At 45.1% G+C, this 18,955-nt stretch carries 14 protein-coding genes; 12 read left to right on the top strand and 2 right to left on the bottom strand.

The annotated features are described in order from the left end of the window. Nucleotides 1–57: 57 nt before the first annotated feature. Nucleotides 58–720 carry a hypothetical protein gene (locus LDX50_RS15475; RefSeq protein WP_225698210.1) on the bottom strand — a complete coding sequence of 221 codons (663 nt, stop codon included), beginning with the start codon at nucleotides 718–720 and terminating at the stop codon, nucleotides 58–60. A 127-nt stretch (nucleotides 721–847) separates the two neighbouring features. Then, entirely contained in the window at nucleotides 848–2,680 is a 1,833-nt protein-coding gene (locus LDX50_RS15480; protein ID WP_225698211.1) for a helix-turn-helix domain-containing protein, read from the bottom strand. Between the two features lie 141 nt (nucleotides 2,681–2,821). Between LDX50_RS15480 and LDX50_RS15485 the strand changes: the two genes are divergently transcribed. The 12 genes from LDX50_RS15485 to LDX50_RS15540 all read left to right on the top strand — a co-directional run bounded on the left by LDX50_RS15485 (nucleotide 2,822) and on the right by LDX50_RS15540 (nucleotide 18,896). Next, nucleotides 2,822–4,030 carry an MFS transporter gene (locus LDX50_RS15485; RefSeq protein ID WP_225698212.1) on the top strand — a complete coding sequence of 403 codons (1,209 nt, stop codon included), beginning with the start codon at nucleotides 2,822–2,824 and terminating at the stop codon, nucleotides 4,028–4,030. Between the two features lie 34 nt (nucleotides 4,031–4,064). Continuing rightward, nucleotides 4,065–5,030: a proline iminopeptidase-family hydrolase gene (locus tag LDX50_RS15490; RefSeq protein ID WP_225698213.1), complete on the top strand. Its 966-nt coding sequence runs from the start codon at nucleotides 4,065–4,067 to the stop codon at nucleotides 5,028–5,030. A gap of 59 nt (nucleotides 5,031–5,089) precedes the next feature. Then, nucleotides 5,090–7,618 carry a c-type cytochrome gene (locus LDX50_RS15495; RefSeq protein ID WP_225698214.1) on the top strand — a complete coding sequence of 843 codons (2,529 nt, stop codon included), beginning with the start codon at nucleotides 5,090–5,092 and terminating at the stop codon, nucleotides 7,616–7,618. A gap of 153 nt (nucleotides 7,619–7,771) precedes the next feature. Continuing rightward, nucleotides 7,772–8,701 (top strand): hypothetical protein, encoded by a 930-nt coding sequence (locus LDX50_RS15500; protein WP_225698215.1) that lies wholly within the window; start codon nucleotides 7,772–7,774, stop codon nucleotides 8,699–8,701. Between the two features lie 51 nt (nucleotides 8,702–8,752). Continuing rightward, a complete protein-coding gene (locus LDX50_RS15505) occupies nucleotides 8,753–9,520 on the top strand; it encodes an NIPSNAP family protein (RefSeq protein WP_225698216.1) in 768 nt (255 codons plus the stop codon). Between the two features lie 106 nt (nucleotides 9,521–9,626). Further along, nucleotides 9,627–11,786, top strand: a complete 2,160-nt coding sequence (locus LDX50_RS15510; protein WP_225698217.1) for a DUF5916 domain-containing protein — start codon at nucleotides 9,627–9,629, stop codon at nucleotides 11,784–11,786. Nucleotides 11,787–11,792: 6 nt separating this feature from the next. Next, nucleotides 11,793–13,040 (top strand): DUF418 domain-containing protein, encoded by a 1,248-nt coding sequence (locus LDX50_RS15515; RefSeq protein ID WP_225698218.1) that lies wholly within the window; start codon nucleotides 11,793–11,795, stop codon nucleotides 13,038–13,040. Between the two features lie 16 nt (nucleotides 13,041–13,056). Continuing rightward, nucleotides 13,057–14,379 (top strand): polysaccharide deacetylase family protein, encoded by a 1,323-nt coding sequence (locus LDX50_RS15520; RefSeq protein ID WP_225698219.1) that lies wholly within the window; start codon nucleotides 13,057–13,059, stop codon nucleotides 14,377–14,379. A gap of 14 nt (nucleotides 14,380–14,393) precedes the next feature. Further along, nucleotides 14,394–16,010, top strand: a complete 1,617-nt coding sequence (locus LDX50_RS15525; RefSeq protein WP_225698220.1) for a M28 family metallopeptidase — start codon at nucleotides 14,394–14,396, stop codon at nucleotides 16,008–16,010. Between the two features lie 109 nt (nucleotides 16,011–16,119). Further along, a complete protein-coding gene (locus LDX50_RS15530) occupies nucleotides 16,120–17,406 on the top strand; it encodes a serine hydrolase domain-containing protein (RefSeq protein ID WP_225698221.1) in 1,287 nt (428 codons plus the stop codon). Between the two features lie 48 nt (nucleotides 17,407–17,454). Beyond that, complete coding sequence (locus LDX50_RS15535) at nucleotides 17,455–18,483, top strand: DUF3500 domain-containing protein (protein ID WP_225698222.1); 1,029 nt, start codon at nucleotides 17,455–17,457, stop codon at nucleotides 18,481–18,483. Then, on the top strand, nucleotides 18,483–18,896 hold the full coding sequence (locus LDX50_RS15540; protein WP_225698223.1) for a VOC family protein: 414 nt from the start codon (nucleotides 18,483–18,485) through the stop codon (nucleotides 18,894–18,896). The genes LDX50_RS15535 and LDX50_RS15540 overlap by 1 nt, the downstream gene beginning before the upstream one ends. Nucleotides 18,897–18,955 lie beyond the last annotated feature (59 nt).

Raw genomic sequence — 18,955 nt, forward strand, 5'->3', positions numbered from 1 at the left:
GGTCTGTAAAATGAAAGCGCGGACCAAAATGATCCGCGCTTTGCTTAAGTAAGCCAACTATCGGAGCTTATATTTTCCTAAACCCGGACTTAGAGGGCTTTTGAAATAAGGTGGTTGACCGGCGTCATGGACTTCTATCATTATGAGCGTATCCCAATCGTGAAATATTCCAATAAGATTACCATCCTGGTCGTACCACATACCGTCTTTTATATAATCCGTTGATTTTGCCGCCACAAACTTTTGAAATTGAAACCATTTATCACTTCCCTTACCAAGCTTGTAGTGGAATGTGATCCATGCGTCTGAATCCAGCCAATCCTGATATTCACCATCCTTTGAAATCAGACCCTCATTCCAGTGCATGACGAGTTCCATATTCCTGTATGCCCAAAATGGCATCTGATCAGCCCACGGATATTTTTCAAGATAGGATTCATCATCCCCGGTATAGGGATCAATCCGCCAGAAGAACTCACCCTGGTAGAGGTAATCTGCAACGATAGCATTCCAGACATTACCATTAAAGTGATGCGCATTCCAGTTATAGCCCCACTGGTCAAACCCATAGACCCTGGATTGATCGTTGCCTTTTTGATCGGAAGAAACTGTTTCACTAACGGGTTCTTCAACAATTTCATCATAGACACTGTCTTCACATGCTGTTATAAGCAAGAAAGACAAAGCCCAAATTCCTGTAAAAATTATAAAGTTTCTCATAGCTCTGATTGTTTAATTTACAGGATCAATTTCGCTAAACAGGCTATGTCATTCTTATCAAATTTGCAGCGAATCATGTCAATTTTAATACCAAAATAAGACTGATGGCGCAGCAGGCAATTTCATTTCAGAGATCAGTACTGAAGGCGGGTTCCGGCAGGGTTATATCCAGTTGACCGGCAATGAATTTGAACCTCGGATTAATTCTAAGATTATAGAAATCCGGTCTTATCAGCATTAGCGGAAGCCTTTCATCCCGAAACTCAAAGGCGATTTCAAGATAATCAATGGCCTCCACAGGTTGATCCAGCATCATATATACTGTCGCAACTACTGTCGGGTTTGAACAGGTCTGAGGTGTTGGGCCCATTGCTTTCTCCAGCCAATAGCGCAGACTGCTGTTAAAGGATTGTTCCGTATAAAATTCTGCGATAACTTCATTGCCAATGACATTCTGAAAATTTTGCCAGCACTTTAAGGCTTGTTGTTTATTGCCTGAGTAAAAATATGCGTAACCCAGACCGTCCCAGGCATAGCTGTAATCAGGAAAAAGCTCCAATACCCCCTGATAGGTGTCGATGGCATTTTCGAGTTCAGATGCAATATAATATCGATCAGCCAGTAACGTTCCGGCTGCAGGGTTTAATGGATCCAGTCTGCGGGCTGTAGCGGCCTCTTCAATGGCTTGTGAATATTCACCCTGCAAGGCGTAATAATGAGACATCAACTCATGAGCTTCTGAAAGGCTTGGATTGATCATAAGGGCTTGCTGCAAATTCCTCTTTAACGCGCCCCAATCCCAGTCGATCAATAGATTAACCCTGGCCATCGCTATGTAGGCCGATGCGGAATTTTTATTTAATGCCAATGCATTTCTTGCAGCCTTGAGACTTTTTTCGTGATTTATTTTCTTTTCCCCGATATCCTGTAGAAAACGGTTTTGTGAAATATACGCCCTGGAAAGTGCCGAAAAGGACGGGCTATATGTTGAATCCAGCTGGATAGATTGAAGCAGATATTTTATCGACTTTTCCAGTCCAGCAGGGGTTTCATGTTGCAGGAAGTAAGCGCCCTTCAGATACAACTCTCTTGATTCTGAATACTCATTTATTTCCATTTCTGAAAGCACCGGAAATTCAGGGTCAAGTTGATTTTTAATATCGGCAGATATAAGTTCCGAAAGACTCAATATATCAATGTTGGAAAAGGAATATCGCTTAATCCATCGTTGATGTTCTTCAGGCAAAGGTTTTATGAGCTGAATATTTACCCAGATACTGTCCTTTATTTGCTGAATGGAGCCACTAACGATCAGGTCAACATCCAGTTGCCTGGCAATTTCCGCAGTTCCTGGAAAATCATCCTTAAAGCGCATTACCGATGCCCGCGATATAACGCGCCACCTGTCTGCACTTGCAAGATCATTTATGACCGATTCAGTAAGGCCATCGGAAACAAATTCCTCCGCTTCACTCAGGTTTGAGAATGGCAATACCGCAATTGAATCTGGTACCTCATCGCGATTCAGGGGAAAATATATTCCCAGCAAGATCGCCAGAATTAAAAATACACCTGTTAGTGAAATAATGCCCAGCATAGGAACCGATCTTCGACGTTCCGGCGTCCCGGTTAATTCAGACGGTCCTGACCGAAAATCCCCGGGCGTTTCACCATAGCTATCATGAAAGCATTTGACAAAATAGGAAGGGCTGCTGAAGCCAACCAAATAAGCAATTTCAGAAATTGAATGGTCACTTGTTTTTAATAAAACTCGTGCCTCTCCGAGTCTTTCATTTCGAATAAATTCTGAGACAGAAAGCCCTGTGGATTCCTTAATCCGGCGCAAAAGCTGTGATCTGCTCATACCCATATCCACTGCCAACTCATTCACCCCATAATGCTCCCTGGAGAGATTGTTCTGTATGGTAGATCTCACGGCCTCAATAAACATGGTAGGCATGATTACACTTCTTGTTATTCCGGCAGGTTTAATGTAAACCAATCAGGACTCTTTTACACTGATTTAAGTCATTCGCAACGGTAACTATTTTAATGATTCCTGATACCCCCATTGATAATTAAATCTTTTTATCTTACGGCCATGCCTGTGCGAAGCCATATCCTTCCTGTCATCGTATTTTCACAGTTTTGTTGTACCTCGCTTTGGTTTGCCGGTAATGGCGTGATGGCATCACTTGTTGCCACGTATGACCTGCCCTCCTCAGCACTTCCACACCTTACTTCGGCTGTTCAATTCGGTTTCATTTGCGGAACGCTTGTATTTGCCCTGCTCACTATATCCGACCGGTACTCCCCTTCCCGGGTCTTTTTTATCAGCGCTCTATTTGGCGCTTTGTTTAATGGCTTAACCATATTGGATTTTAACACTTTCGCCACGCTGATCAGCTGGCGTTTCGCTACCGGATTCTTCCTTGCAGGGATTTATCCGGTGGGCATGAAAATAGCTTCAGACTATTTTGACAAGGGACTGGGTAAATCTTTGGGATTTCTCGTTGGAGCTCTTGTACTGGGTACGGCTTTTCCCCACCTGCTGAATCAATGGACCGGTTCCCTGCCCTGGAAATCTGTGCTGATCATAACATCAATACTTGCAATTCTTGGTGGAACGCTGATATTAATTTTAGTTCCTGATGGCCCCTTTCGAAGGAAAAGTCAGAAACTCCAGTTTTCAGCTTTTTTTAAAGTATTCAGTGCGCCTGATTTCCGCTCAGCCGCTTTTGGCTATTTCGGACACATGTGGGAACTGTATGCCTTTTGGGCTTTCGTTCCGGTAATGCTCACAACCTATAAGTCACTTCACCCGCAGGCAACATTTTCAATACCGCTCTGGTCATTCCTGATTATCGGCGCAGGCAGCCTCGCATGTATTGCGGGAGGATATCTCTCACAACTCTTCGGAACGAAACGTACCGCACTTACCGCCCTTTCGCTTTCCGGAATTTGCTGTCTGATCAGTCCGGTTGCCTTCATGTCCGGCTCGCAGTTAGTTTTTCTCATATTTCTTCTTTGCTGGGGAATGGTGGTCATCGCAGATTCACCCCTCTTCTCTACACTTGTAGCTCAAAACGCGATCCCGGAAAACAAAGGAACAGCACTAACCATTGTAAATTGTATTGGCTTTTCTATTACCATATTCAGCATCCAGCTTCTGAATGTTTTGCAAAACAACATCCCTGTCCAATATATATTTTTAGCCCTGCTCATCGGACCTCTCACAGGTCTGCTATCAGCTAAAAGTAGGAAAAAGAATTTATTGAGGCCTGATCAGGACGCCTTCCAAACTCAATAGTTTTTGTATATTGTTTCAATCAAAAAACACGTTTATGACAAAAAGAAATCACTACCTCATTCCTTTTGCACTCGCTTTACTCACACTCATCCTCGTTGCAGGATGTCAACCTAAGGAATCCACCAACACTCTTCAAGCAGGGGAAGGTTTCGCAGAAGTCGAAGGAGGAAAAATATGGTATAAAGTTTCCGGCAGCGGTGATGCCGTTCCGTTGGTATTATTACACGGTGGACCAGGTGTGGGAAGCATTTACCTGAAACCATTTGAGGATCTGAGTTCAGACAGGCCCGTGATACGATACGATCAACTGGGATGTGGAAAATCTGATTATATCAGTGATACAACCTTATTTACTGTGGACAGGTTCGTTGGTGAACTGGAAGCATTGAGAAACCATCTTGGTATTTCAAAATGGCACATTATGGGTCATTCATGGGGCACTATGCTGGCCGCAGCCTATTATGAAGCGCACCAGGATGCCGTAGCATCCCTTACCTTTGCCAGTCCGTGCCTGGTAAGCCAGGACTGGATGAGCAGTACCCGGGAATTACTGGAGTCCTTCCCTGATTCCCTGAAACAAGCAATCAATGAAGCAGAAATTTCTGGTGATTTCAGTAACCCTGGTTATGAAACGGCCATGAATATGTTTTACGAAAATTATGTCTGGGGAGCTAATCCGCCAGCGGCTGATTTTGACAGTACAATTACAACGATGAACAATGAGATTTATGGGTATATGTGGGGAGCCAGCGAGTTTAACGTTACTGGCACACTGGAAACGTTTGACGCTACTGAAACCCTGAAAAAGATCAATGTACCAACCCTGTTCACTGCGGGCGAATTCGACGAAATAAAGGAAAGTTATGTACGTAAATGGGCAGACATGGTCCCCGGATCAAAGGTGGAAATAATAGATAATGCAGTTCATCTCACTACCTGGGGCAACCCCGAAAAAACGATTGCTGTCCAGCGAACCTTCCTGAATCAACTTGAAGAATGAGCTGTTCCAATTCAGTCACAGTGAACTCGTAAAATTTTAACCTCCCTGAATCGACCCGAATGAAATTTTTGAATATTACCCTCGTCTTTTGCATAATTTACTGTTCCTGTTCCACAAAAGAGACAGGCAATCCTGCTAATGGCGATTACCCCATAATCACTGTTCCTGAAGGATTCGAAGCCACTATGTTATACTCTCCAACAGAACACGGACAGGGTTCATGGGTTTCTCTGACCTATGATGACAATGGCCGGTTAATTACTTCAGATCAATATGGCCGCTTGTATCGCATTACCCTGGAAGGTGCCGGGGTAACCGTAGATAGCATTAACCTTAATATCGGAAGCGCCCAGGGACTTCTCTGGAAAGACGGAGGTCTGTTCGTTTCCGTAAACGCCCGCCCCAATGATACCTTCAATGGAAGCGGGGTTTACAGGATCACTGATTCAGATGGTGACGATGAACTGGATGATGTGAAACAATTGATTTCCCTGGAAGGCGAAGGCGAACACGGTCCACACGCCATTATTGAAGGCCCCGACGGGAAGTCACTTTATCTCATTGCCGGAAACCATACACTGGTACCCGAAAACTCCACATCAATTTTAAATGCGAACTGGAAAGAGGACCGGTTGTACCCGGCAATTCTGGACCCCCGCGGACATGCCAACAACATAAAGCCTCCGGGAGGATGGATTGCGCGATCAGACGATGATGGACAATCCTGGAACGTCATTGCTTCAGGATTTCGAAATGCCTATGATATTGCTTTCAACGTTGAAGGTGAGCTTTTCACCTATGACTCAGATATGGAATGGGATCTGGGATCTCCCTGGTATCGGCCAACACGAGTATGTCATGTCATACCCGGTGCAGAATTTGGGTGGCGAACAGGCTCAGGGAAATGGCCCGCATATTATCCCGACAACCTGCCTCCCGTTATCGACATCGGACAGGGCTCACCTACCGGAATCACGTTTGGTTATGGCGCAAAATTTCCAGCTGAATATCAGAGCAGTCTGTATATTTCCGACTGGAGTTTCGGAACGATCTATAAAGTCGATCTGTCGGAAAACGGAGCCTCCTACTCCGCTAAAAAGTCGGAATTCCTATCCGGCACACCTTTGGCAATCACCGATCTGGTTATCGCTCCGGATGGCAATATGTATTTCACCACCGGGGGAAGAAGAGGAACTTCCTATCTCTACCGTGTCCGGTATACCGGTAATGCTGCAACCGATCCTGTTCAAATGGCTTCCGCCAATAGTTCGGCACGCACAGCGATGCATGCGCTTATGGAACCTGCTGTGCCGTTGGACGAAATCTGGAACGGACTTTCAAGCGATGACCGTTTCATCCGTTATTCAGCGCGCGTTGCCCTGGAGAAACATCCTGCAGATTCATGGCTTTCCAAACTTGAGGCAGAAAGTCAACCCTCCATCATATTTGAAGCTGCCATCGCGGCTGCACACTCGAATGATGTCCGTCTGAAGAATCCCTTACTTTCAAAACTTAAATCAGTCGATCCCGAAAAGCTGGATCTCCAGAGTAAGCTGGCCCTCGTACGCGTATATGCCCTGATTTTTTCAAGGCTCGGCGCACCAGACAATGACATCCGTTCAAACCTGCCCGCATATCCAGGCGGCAATGCCGCCCTTGACCGGGAGATGAGCGAAATGCTTGTCTATCTCGACCATGCGGAAGTAATTGAGCCTACACTCACCTTAATGGAGCAGGCCGAGGCGACCATTGAAGCCGACCTCACCCCGGTAGATGTGCTGGAACGAAGTGAACAATACGGTCCTACCATCAAAGCGATGCATGAAAACAGGCCAGCTGAGCAGGGAATCGCCCTGGCACGAGCACTCAGCCATCAGGAGTCCGGCTGGACGCCGGAACTTCGGGAACGATATTTCCGGTGGTTCTATCGGGCTTTACAAAAAAGCGGAGGGTGGAGTTATATTGGTTTTGTAGAGCGCATCCGCCTGGAGGCGCTGGATCAGGTTCCGGCTGATGAACGTAAACAACTGGCTGAGATTTCGGGGGAAGCACTTTTGAACCAGCCCTCGTACGATTCAAATGTTCCTCCTCCATCAGGTCCTGGAAAAAACTGGCAAATCAGCATGGCACTGGAGGCTGTGAACGGTCAGCTCGAAGGAAAAGACCTGAAACGTGGCGAGGAGTTATACAAAGCGCTGCTCTGCGCATCCTGCCACAGCATGGATGGCCTGGGCGGTAATGTAGGTCCGGACCTCACACAGGCAGGTACGCGTTTCTCCAATTATGACCTGTTAATGGCAATGATCTCGCCAAGTATGTCAATTTCAGACCAATATGCTGCAACATTATTTGCGCTGAGAGACGGGAATACTGTAGTCGGAAGAACAACACGAACAACCGATGATACTGCATATGTGAATGTGAATCCATTTGGAAATGATGAAATTTCCATTGCTGCCGATAACATTGAATCCCAGGTGCCATCTCCGGTATCGTTGATGCCCGGGGGCCTGATCAATTCACTCAATGACGAAGAATTGCGCCAACTGATGGCCTATCTGAGTAAAAGCAGAAACGATTCTAAATAAGACCTGCGATATTGAAACGCTCTGCGAGATTTTTGGTGACCGTCTTTATAGCTTTGATGTTGATTCTATGATAAAATTTAATTGGCGAACTCGAACCTGTCACTTGACATAAAAGCCGCATACTTACTATATTATTGGAAAAAAACCTTTCTAATGAAACACCTTCATATACTGATCGGCTTTTCTTTGGTTCTGTTTTGTGGATGCAGCACTGAGACAAGCAATGATAAAGCTGAAACTCCTGCTTACACCCCGATAGTTGTGACTACCCGATCGATGGAGTTCAACCTGCCGGATACGATTCCATCGGGCTGGCATACTTTTGAATACGACAACCAGTCGGGGGACATCCATTTTTTTGTTTTTGAAAAATTACCGGAGGGCATCACCCTGGAGAATTATAAAAGCGATATTGTTTCTGTTTTTGAAAATGCACTTGATCTTTTCGACGAAGGCAAAATGGATGAAGGGTTCCAGGAATTCGGCAAGATACCGGAATGGTTTAGCCAGGTAGAAAATGTAGGTGGCGTCGGTCTTCTCGGCCCTGCCAGTAAAGCAGATGCCACATTTTTCCTGGAGCCGGGCAGATATGCCATGGAATGTTATGTTCGTATGCCCAATGGCCGGCCTCATGCACTGATGGGTATGCTGAATGAAGTTATCGTAACCGATGCTGTATCTTCCCTGAAAGATCTTCCATCTGATTTGGGAATCTCTGTTTCCAGCACAAATGGAATTCAATTCAACGATACTATTCCGGCTGGTGAGTATACATTTTCAGTCCATTTTGAGGATCAGAAGAAGTACGAAAATATGATGGGACATGATGTTAACATTGTCCGCCTTGACGCTGCCGATACAGATATCGCTCCCCTGGCTGCCTGGTTGAACGCAGCAGATTTTACAGCATTGCGAACACCGGCACCAGAAGGTTATACTTTTCTGGGGGGCATACAGGAATTACCGGGCGGTCAGACGGGTTACTTCAGCGCTTCTCTTCAAACCGGGAGCTACCTGCTTATATCTGAAGTGCCACAAGCGCTTGAGCGAAATATGTATAAACGATTTGAGGTTATTGAATAAAGTCATTCAAGGGTTATTTGTAACTTACACCTGAACTAAAGACCATGCCTCATGAAACGACGCAAATTTATTCAGGCCGCTTCCCTTACTTCAGCAATACCTCTTTCCATGACATTTGGAAAGGCATCGGCCACCTCATCTCTTGCCGAGGAAAAAGAGCTTTATGAGCTCAGAACGTATGAGGTGAAATTTGGAAGCAACCAATCTTTACTTGTCAATTATCTGAAGGATGTGCTACAGCCGGCATTGAAGCGAACAGGTGTCAATCATTTCATCCTTTTCAGCGAATATGGCATGAGCAACCCTTCAAATCTGCACGTATTGATTTCCTATCCTACAGTAGCCATTTACCTGGCCGGGCAAAATCTGCAAAACGATCAAACCTTCAATTCTGCCGCACAGGAATATGATGCTATACCCGCAGACCGCCCGTTGTATAATCGATACACTTCATCACTCCTGCTTGCATTTGACGGTCTTCCAAAAATGAATAACCCGATTGAAGGGGCATCAATTTTTGAACTGCGCACCTACGAAGGCTACTCGGAAGATGCAACACGCCGTAAAATAAAGATGTTTAATGTCGAAGAAATCGATCTCTTCTATAAAACCGGACTTCATCCTGTGTTTTTCGGGGATATGATCAGCGGACCGTTCCGGCCAAGCCTCGTTTACATGCTTGGGTTTAAAGATATGGAAGAAAGGGACGCCAACTGGAAGGTATTCGTTGACCATCCGGAGTGGAAACGGATGTCGGCGAAACCGGAATATGCCAATTCGGTTTCCAATATTCGCCGGTTGTTTCTACAACCTGTTTAGGACGCATCCGGCGATACCGGTTCAATTCAAAACATTTATATACCTGTCATAAAAATTGAATTTGAAATCTATTGGCATTTAACTAACCTTCCTGTTTACAATCATAGTGAACAGAGCTCTTCTCATATTTTTAATACTGATATCTCCCGCTGGAATACTCCGGGCCCAGGAGAATAATTCTGAAAAATTTCATCTGAATATCAAGGAAGCAATAGATCCGATCAGAATTGATGGTATTCTGGATGAGAAAAGTTGGGAGACAGCAGATGTTGCAAAGGATTTTTACAGAATTACCCCTATGGATACTGGTTTTGCGGAAGCAAAAACAGAAGTTATGATGACCTATGACCAGGAAAACATATATGTGGCAGTAATTTGCTGGGATGATCTGCCCGGCAAGAACCTGATCGCATCGCTGCGCCGTGATTTTAATTTTTCCGCTAACGATAATTTCATCTTTTTCATGGACACGTTTCAGGATAAAACCAACGGCTTTTCCTTTGGTGCATCTGCAGGCGGGGCACAATGGGATGGTTTGCAATCCGACGGTGGTACAGTCGGACTTGAGTGGGACAATAAATGGTTTTCAAAAGTTAACCGGGAAGAGGGACGCCAGGTACATGAATATATGATACCTTTCAAATCGATCCGGTACAAGGAAGGTATAGATGAGTGGGGCATCAATTTCTCACGTTTAGACAACAAGCGAAATGAAAAATCCTCCTGGGCCCCGGTTCCCAGGCAATTTCCAAGCGCTTCACTGGCTTTCGTTGGTACCCTTCACTGGGATAAGCCACCTCCACCACCAGGAACAAATATATCTGTAATACCCTATGTATCCGGAAGAGCAATCAAGAATCAGGAAGAAGGCAGTGAAACCGACTATACCTTTGATGCGGGATTTGACGCCAAGATCGCCGTTACCTCCTCGCTTAATCTGGACCTTACCCTGAACCCGGATTTTTCACAGGTTGAAGTGGATCGCCAGGTGACGAACCTGAGCAGGTTTGAATTATTCTTTCCGGAACGCCGGCAGTTTTTCCTCGAAAACAGTGACCTGTTTGCCAACTTTGGTGACCGCAATATTCGCCCGTTCTTTTCACGACGAATCGGGCTTACCAATCCGATCCTTACAGGGGCACGCCTGAGCGGAAAGATCAATAAGGACTGGCGGATCGGCGTGCTGGACATGATCACCAATCGGGTAGACAGCGTGAATTATCCCGGACAGAATTATTTTGTGGCGGCCTTCCAGCGGCGCGTAATGGAGCGATCCAATATTGCATTCATGGTGGTGAACCGTGATGGCCTTGACGTGATGCAGGGCGATAGCCTGGCCAATAAATGGAACAGGGTCGTGGGTGCCGACTTCAATCTCTTCTCTGCAAACAATCTTTGGCAAGGAAAAGTATTTCTACATGGGTCTTTCACACCGGATCAGCAGGATCTTTCGCATGGATTACAACTGGAATACACGGGTCAGAACCTCACGTTCGAATGGGAACATCAATATGTGGGAAGTGATTATGTCGCCGAGGTAGGATTTGTTCCCCGAACGGGATACCTGCGGCTTAATCCGGATGTCGGTTATAAATGGTTCCCTAAATCAACCGTGGTGAACCGACATGGCCCCACCCTGCGCAATCAATTCTATTTCACCGAAGGATGGGGGTTTACCGATCATATTCTGAGTCTGAACTATGAGCTGTTATTATTGAATACCGCAAGCTATCAGGTTGGTTACGAAGAAAGTTTTATCCAGCTGACCGAACCATTCGATCCTACTAATAACGATAAAGAGCCCCTGCCGGCCGGATCAGAGCACCGTTTTCGCCAGGTTGAGTTTCAAATGACATCAGACCGACGCAACCGGTGGACCTATAATGCCGGCGTGAAGTATGGGGGATTTTTCAATGGAACGCTTACAAACCTCCAGGGTTCGCTCAGTTATCGTTTTCAACCCTATGGAAGTATCGCTGTGACGGCCGATTTTAACCGTCTGACTTTCGATGAAGAAGAAAATAATTCAGACTTTCTGCTGGTTGGGCCCCGTCTCGATGTCACATTTACCGACAAGATATTTCTCACTACCTGGCTTCAGTACAATAACCAGATCGATAATGTAAATCTTAACGCCCGTTTTCAATGGCGATATGCCCCTGTATCTGATCTATTCATTGTCTACACGGATAACTACTATTCCAATAATTTTAAGGTGAAAAACAGGGCGATAGTGATTAAACTTAACTACTGGCTCAATCTTTAACATCAAATGCAGGGTAATCTAAATGATCCTCAGCCCATACAGGCGACCAAACGACTTGGTTCATTGGATTTCCTTCGGGGAATTGCAGTCCTCGGAATACTGGTGATCAATATTGAATCATTTGCCTATGATGACCCATGGAGTCCGTTCAAATATGGATTTGATTCCGCGGTCGATGCAAATACCCGTTTCTGGGTTTACTTTCTGGCACAGGGAAAGTTCTTCAGCATGTTTACATTGCTTTTTGGAGTAGGCTTCTTCATGTTCCTGGAGCGGCTACAGGGGCTCGGACTGAAAGCCATGGACATTTATGCCCGACGTCTCCTTTGGCTCTTTATTTTCGGAGTAATACATGCTTACGTGATCTGGGATGGAGACGTATTATATCATTATGCCATCTGCGGTTTTTTGCTGTTCCCGTTCAGATCATTCAAGTTGAAACAGTTGATGATTACGGTCCTCATTTTTACTGGTATTTTGTTCTACAACAGTTATCAGAATGCCAAAAGGATAGAATTTCTCCATGAGCAGGCAATACTGGCACAGCGTCTGCCCGCTGAAGACCGTACGGGGCAACAGGCTGAAGATATTGAGATATGGAAAAAGAGGACATCAAAAGGTATTGCCGTAACCGATACTGCCACTGTGAGAAAAAGCCTTGTTGAAAGTATCACGATAAACGCTGACCACTCAGGGGTACATAAGGGAAACATACTATACCCCGGAATACTCTTCAGAACCCTGATCATGATGATACTTGGTATTATTCTCTATAAAACCGGAATTTTTTCAGACATCAGGAATAAAAAATTGTATTGGTCAACCACTCTCCTTCTGTTTTTCGTTGCCCTTGTAATCAATTATTTACGCTATGATCACTGGACATTTCACTACTTCGAACCGGTAGAAAATGTATGGCAATCATGGTTGTTCACGCTGCCAAAGGAAACGTTGGGAGTTGCCTATATCCTGGTGCTGAATGGTTTATACCACCAGGTTTTGAAAGGAAAAGACCTCAACCCTATTTCGCTTGCCGGGCGAATGGCGTTGACAAACTATATTATGCAAAGCATTATTTGTGCCCTGATATTCTATGGATATGGATTCGGAAGGTATAATACCTTCAACAGGTATGAGCTTCTGTTTATCGTATCGGGTATTTGGATATTCCAGCTGATAGCAAGTACATGGTGGATGAAAACCCATAAACAGGGGCCGCTGGAAGCATTGTGGCGCAAACTAACTTACCGTTAATTATAATTTCACAGAAATGAAAAACGCTCTTACAGTATTATTTTTATCATGTCTTGTACTTGCCTGCTCCCCGGAGAAAGAAGGACACTCCGGTGAAACCGTCATTACCAAATGGCCGGACGACAAAAAGGCGGCTTTGTCCATCACCTTTGATGACGGCATTATAAACCAGCTGACCGTTGCCAGACCTATCATGGATCAATATAATTTGAAGGGTACCTTCTTTATTATTACCGGAAAGGTTGAGGGTTCTCAACCAGGTAAATTTATTGGCCGATCACCGGAAGAGATCATCAAAGAGACTGCTGATATTGAAACGAACGAAAACAATTTTTTTGAACGTGCTTCCCTCATCGCCTTTACCGGCACTTCCGAGGCAGAGGACTATCACGCCCGTGTAGGATCGCTTTATGAACAGGGCAAAGTAGAGGAAGCATATCAATTGCTGGATGAGGGTTACTCGAAAATCCGGAATGGTTCGATGAAGGATACTAATGATGTTGTTTTTCACAATAACGTGGAAGACACCACCACCTGGGAACAATATCGTTCCTACGCTGCAGATGGCCATGAAATCGCCAGCCATACGGTTACTCATCCCCGGCTGGCAGTACTGGATGAGATTAACATGAAATATGAACTGGAGCAGAGCAAGGCTGATATTGAAAAATTCCTGGGCCCTGAATACACATTTTCTGCCGAAGGACCGTACGGCACTGAAAACGAACGGGTTATGTCTTATGCCTATGACATTTATCCCGCACTGCGAAACAGGATGCCCGAACCCTATCTTGAAGAATTAAACAGATCCAGCGATAAATCACCGCTGGATTCCGACGAGGAGTATGTACAATGGCAGCGTGGTGCACTTACCCGCCACAGTGTCGACGATATGAAAGGTTGGGTGAATACAGCCTTATCCGGTTCGGGTGTATGGCTCGTGCTTGTTTTTCATGGAGTCGACCAGTTTGGCTGGGAGCCCAAAACGGGAGAAGAGCTGGATCAATATTTCAGTTTTGTGAACGATCAGCGCGACTCCTTATGGGTAGATACGTTTGGGAATGTCACTAAATATATCCGGGAGCGGAAAAATACCGTAATTGAAACGAAATCTGAAGATAACCGCATTTCTATCCGGCTAAGCACTGAACTTGATCCAGAGTCATACAACGTACCTGTAACCCTTAAAACCTATATTCCTGAATCCTGGACAAAGATATCGATCACCGATCCAACCGGTAAAAATATTCAGGCTATCTTTAAGGATGATGCGAATGGTAAATACGTTCTTTTCAATGTGATACCATCCGCAGGAGAACTCGTTTTACAGAAAAATTAACCTCAATTATAAACATGAAACACACTTCATTAGTGCTGCTGGTTGCTATCGCTGCGGCATGCTCAACAAAAACAACGGAAGAGACATCGACTGCCACGGTTTCGGAAGAGTCGATTGGACGACACATAGAACGTCTGGCGTCTGATGAGTTCATGGGCAGAATGCCCTTCTCAGAAGGCGAAACAAAAACCGTTGATTACCTGGAAAAGGAATTTTCAGCACTGGGTCTTGAGCCCGGAAACAATGGAAGTTTCTTTCAGGAAGTACCGCTTGTGGAAATTACCGGAACCCCTTCCGAAACCATGCGAATTACAGGATCAGAAGAATTTGATCTGGCCTTTTTTGATGATTTTGTAGCCAATACGACAAAGGTTGTGAACGAGGTAAGCCTTAATAATTCAGAGCTCGTGTTTGCGGGTTATGGCATCGTTGCCCCGGAATATGACTGGAATGACTATGAGGGAATTGACTGGGCAGGCAAGACTGCTGTTGTACTTGTGAATGATCCTGGTTTTGAATCCGGGGATTCCAGCTTGTTCAAGGGAAATGAGATGACCTATTATGGCCGCTGGACCTACAAGTATGAAGAAGGTGGCCGGCAGGGTGCCGCCGGAGTCCTGATCATTCACGACACCAAACCTGCCAGCTATGGCTGGAATGTGGTGCAGTCAAGCTGGACTGGTCCACAGCAAAGCCTCGAAAGTAATGCCCCTAAGTCGGATGTAATCGGGTGGGTAACGGGCGATGCTACAGCAAAGCTCTTTAGCGGTACAGGCATTTCGGTAGATGATCTCAGAACCCTCGCACGCCAGCCCGACTTTAAACCTGTCCCGTTAGGAAAAAGCGCTTCAGTAAACATTACCAATACCATCAAACGTGATGAGTCTAAAAATGTGATCGCTGTACTGCCGGGCACGACACGGCAAGATGAATACATTTTATATTCAGCACATTGGGACCATCTTGGTATTGGCAGACCCATCAATGGAGATTCAATCTATAACGGTGCTGTGGACAATGCGTCAGGAACAGCTTGCCTGCTTGCCATAGCAGAAGCATTTACCAAGGGGCCGCAACCGGAACGATCCATTATTTTCCTGGCAGTAACGGCAGAGGAACAGGGTCTGCTCGGATCTGCATACTATGCAGAAAATCCTATCTATCCTCCGCAGAAGACAGTGGCAAATATCAACATGGACGCATTGGAAAGTCCGGGTCCAATGAAGGATCTAACCATTACAGGCTTCGGTCATTCAGAAATGGATGAATATGCAGCGCGCGCTGCCGAGAAACAGGGCCGCTATATTATACCGGATCCCGATGCTGAAAAAGGATATTTCTTCCGTTCCGATCATTTTAACTTCGCGAAAATTGGAATACCCGCATTGTATGCAAGCGGGTCCTATGAAGATTTCGAACATGGAGTAGATTATATTGCCGAGCAGAAGGAAGATTACCTGCAAAATAAATACCATCAGCCTGCTGATGAATATGTCCCGGGAGAAACGCCGCTTTCAGGAATTCAATTCGATGCTCAACTTTTATATGAGGTTGGTAACACCCTGGCCAGCGAAGATTATTTCCCGAAATGGTACGAAACCAGTGAGTTCAGGGCCGCCAGGGAAAAGTAATCTTCTCAGATACCGCATTTGCATCCGCCATTGCTTTTCAGCAATGGCGGTTTTTTTTATAAAAAAGATTATCTTATAAAATCAAACCTCTCGCTATAACTTTCAATACATGAAATACTTATGCCTTATTGCCATGCTCACCGTCTCAATCACGGTGAATGCCCAGACTAAGTCAATCAAAAATTCCCCTCCCCTCACTGAAGCTTCCCCTGAAAGCGTTGGCATGTCCTCTGAAAGACTTGCAAGAATTGATAAGATGCTTCAGGAATCAATAGAAAAAAATGAGATCCCTGGAGCTGTTGCCCTCGTAGCCCGCAATGGCAAGATAGTATATCTTAAAGCCTTTGGAATGAACAAAAGTAATGACCCATTCAAAACAGATGATATTTTCAGGATTGCATCACAGACAAAGGCTATTACCGCAACCGCGGTTATGATGCTTTGGGAAGAAGGAAAATTTCAACTGGATGACCCAATCGCAAACTATATCCCTGAGTTTGAAAATGCGGGTATTCTGGCCTCGTTCAATGAGGCTGATTCTACCTTTACTATCTCACCAACGGATAAACCCATAACCATTCGGCACCTGATTACTCACACATCCGGAGTGGGCTATGGTGTGATCGATGGCGACAAAAGATTTACCAAAATATATCAGAAAGCAGGGATTGTGGATGGCATTACAAAAGAACCTGTTCTGCTGGCCGACAACATAAAGAAGCTTGCAACTATGCCCCTTCACCATAATCCCGGTGAAAAATTCACCTATAGTGAAGGGCTGGATATATTGGGCAGGCTGATTGAAATTATTTCCGGGAAACCATTGGACCAATTTTTTCAGGAAAGAATATTCAAACCCCTGAACATGAATGATACTTATTTCTATCTCCCGGAAAACAAATATGATCGTCTGGTAAACGTTATGACAAGAAAAGACGGCAAACTGGTAGCCTATGAGTCGGGCGGACTGGGTGATTCCGACTTCCCTAAAGCCGGGGCTAAATCCTACTTTGGCGGGGGAGCGGGACTGGTAAGTACTGCCACTGATTATGCTTCATTTTTACAGATGTATCTGAATAAAGGCGAATTGAATGGCGTTCGCCTTCTAAGCCGCACAACCGTTCGTTCGATCATGAGCAATCAAATTGGTAATATCTGGGGTAATTCAGGGGCATATTATGGTCTCGCCTTTAGAGTAATTGATGAACACGGCGAAGGAATTGGAGGAGAAGGTAGCGAAGGCACATTCAGTTGGGGAGGCGCATTCAACACCCAGTATTTTGCCGATCCGAAAGAAAACATTATTGGAATATTACTGAAACAAACCCTGAATATCGGGGAAGAGCCTACCGGCTGGAAATTCAAGGTATTAGTTGAAGCAGCAGTGGATGACTGATCATTTCAAATAAACACGCCAACACCTTAACCCTTAACCGCTACATTCATGAACTATCGATTTATTCCCCTTTGCATAGCGCTGACCCTCACAGCAGGCTCAGCCATCACTTCTTATGCGCAAAATCTGGCCGCAGAAGCCAACACGTTGATCAGAAACCTATCCGAACCTTTGAAGGAGCGCATGCTCTTCAGTCTCAATGACGAGGAACGCATGAATTTTCACTTTGTTCCACGCGAAAGGAAAGGGATTAACTTTCATGACCTGAATGAAAGTCAGCAGGATATGGCTTTCTCCCTGATCAGATCCTCACTCAGCGATGAGGGACTTCGTAAGACAACAGAAATTATGGCCCTGGAAAATGTATTGTACAAGATCGAGAATAACCGTTTTAAATGGCCTGATGGAAGCCCGGGCAGGGATCCGCTGAATTATTTTTTTTCAATTTTCGGAACACCTTCTGATACTGGGTTTTGGGGCTGGCGCTTTGAAGGACATCACATATCGCTCAATTTCATGCTGAATGATAATCAGATCGTTTCCTCAACACCATCCTTTTTCGGCACGAACCCGGCTAAAGTGGATGTAGAAGGTTTTGACAAAATCGAGGTGCTGAAGCTTGAATCCGACCTTGGTTTTAGGTTACTCGGTACCATGAGTGATGAGCAGATGAAAATTGTACGGTTTTCCGAAGAAGCGCCGGAAGGCATATTTTCGGGAGCTAACCGGACTGCTACGGCCCTGGAACCAAGAGGTATACTGTATCCTTCCATGACACAGGATCAACAGGAGATTTTCATGGACCTGCTAAATGTTTATATCGACAATTATGAGCTTGGATTTTCAAAACGACTTCGCGCTAAAATTGAAGCGGCCGGAATTGACAACCTGTCATTTTCCTGGGCTGGCAGCCTCACAGAAGGTAGTGGCCATTACTATCGCATCCAGGGACCTTCCCTGCTCATTGAATTTGATAATACGCAGAACAATGCCAATCATATCCACTCGGTGGTTCGTGACCTCACAAATGATTTCGCAGAAGATCTGCTGAAACAACATTATGAAAATCACCATTAATGCATGAATCCCGGGATCCGTTTCAAGGTTCTGAAATCACGACCATACTCGTTACTTCAGACCTTGAAAAGTCAAAAGACTTTTATCTTCAAGCATTAGGCGCCAGCCTCTTCAGGGAATATGGCGGCGATTCTGCGGTTATCCAACTCATGGGACATTGGATTTTATTGGTAAAACCCGGCGGGCCAACAGACGACAAGCCCGGTACGTATTTTAAAACACCGGGCAATAAAGAAGTCGTGAGCCACTCCTTTACCATCCGAGTTAACAATTGCTGGCAATCCTATGAAATTCTTTCAGGCCGTGGGGTTGAATTCATTACACCTCCAATTAGCCGGGGGAATGAAACCCGGTGTTTCTTCTATGATCCGGATGGGCACCTGTTTGAGATCAGTGAATATCGTATTGACTGATTGTTCAGTTTTTGCAGAATCAATACCTAATTCAGTTGTCTATTAATTTATACCTTCAG

This window comes from Fulvivirga sedimenti, assembly GCF_020328055.1.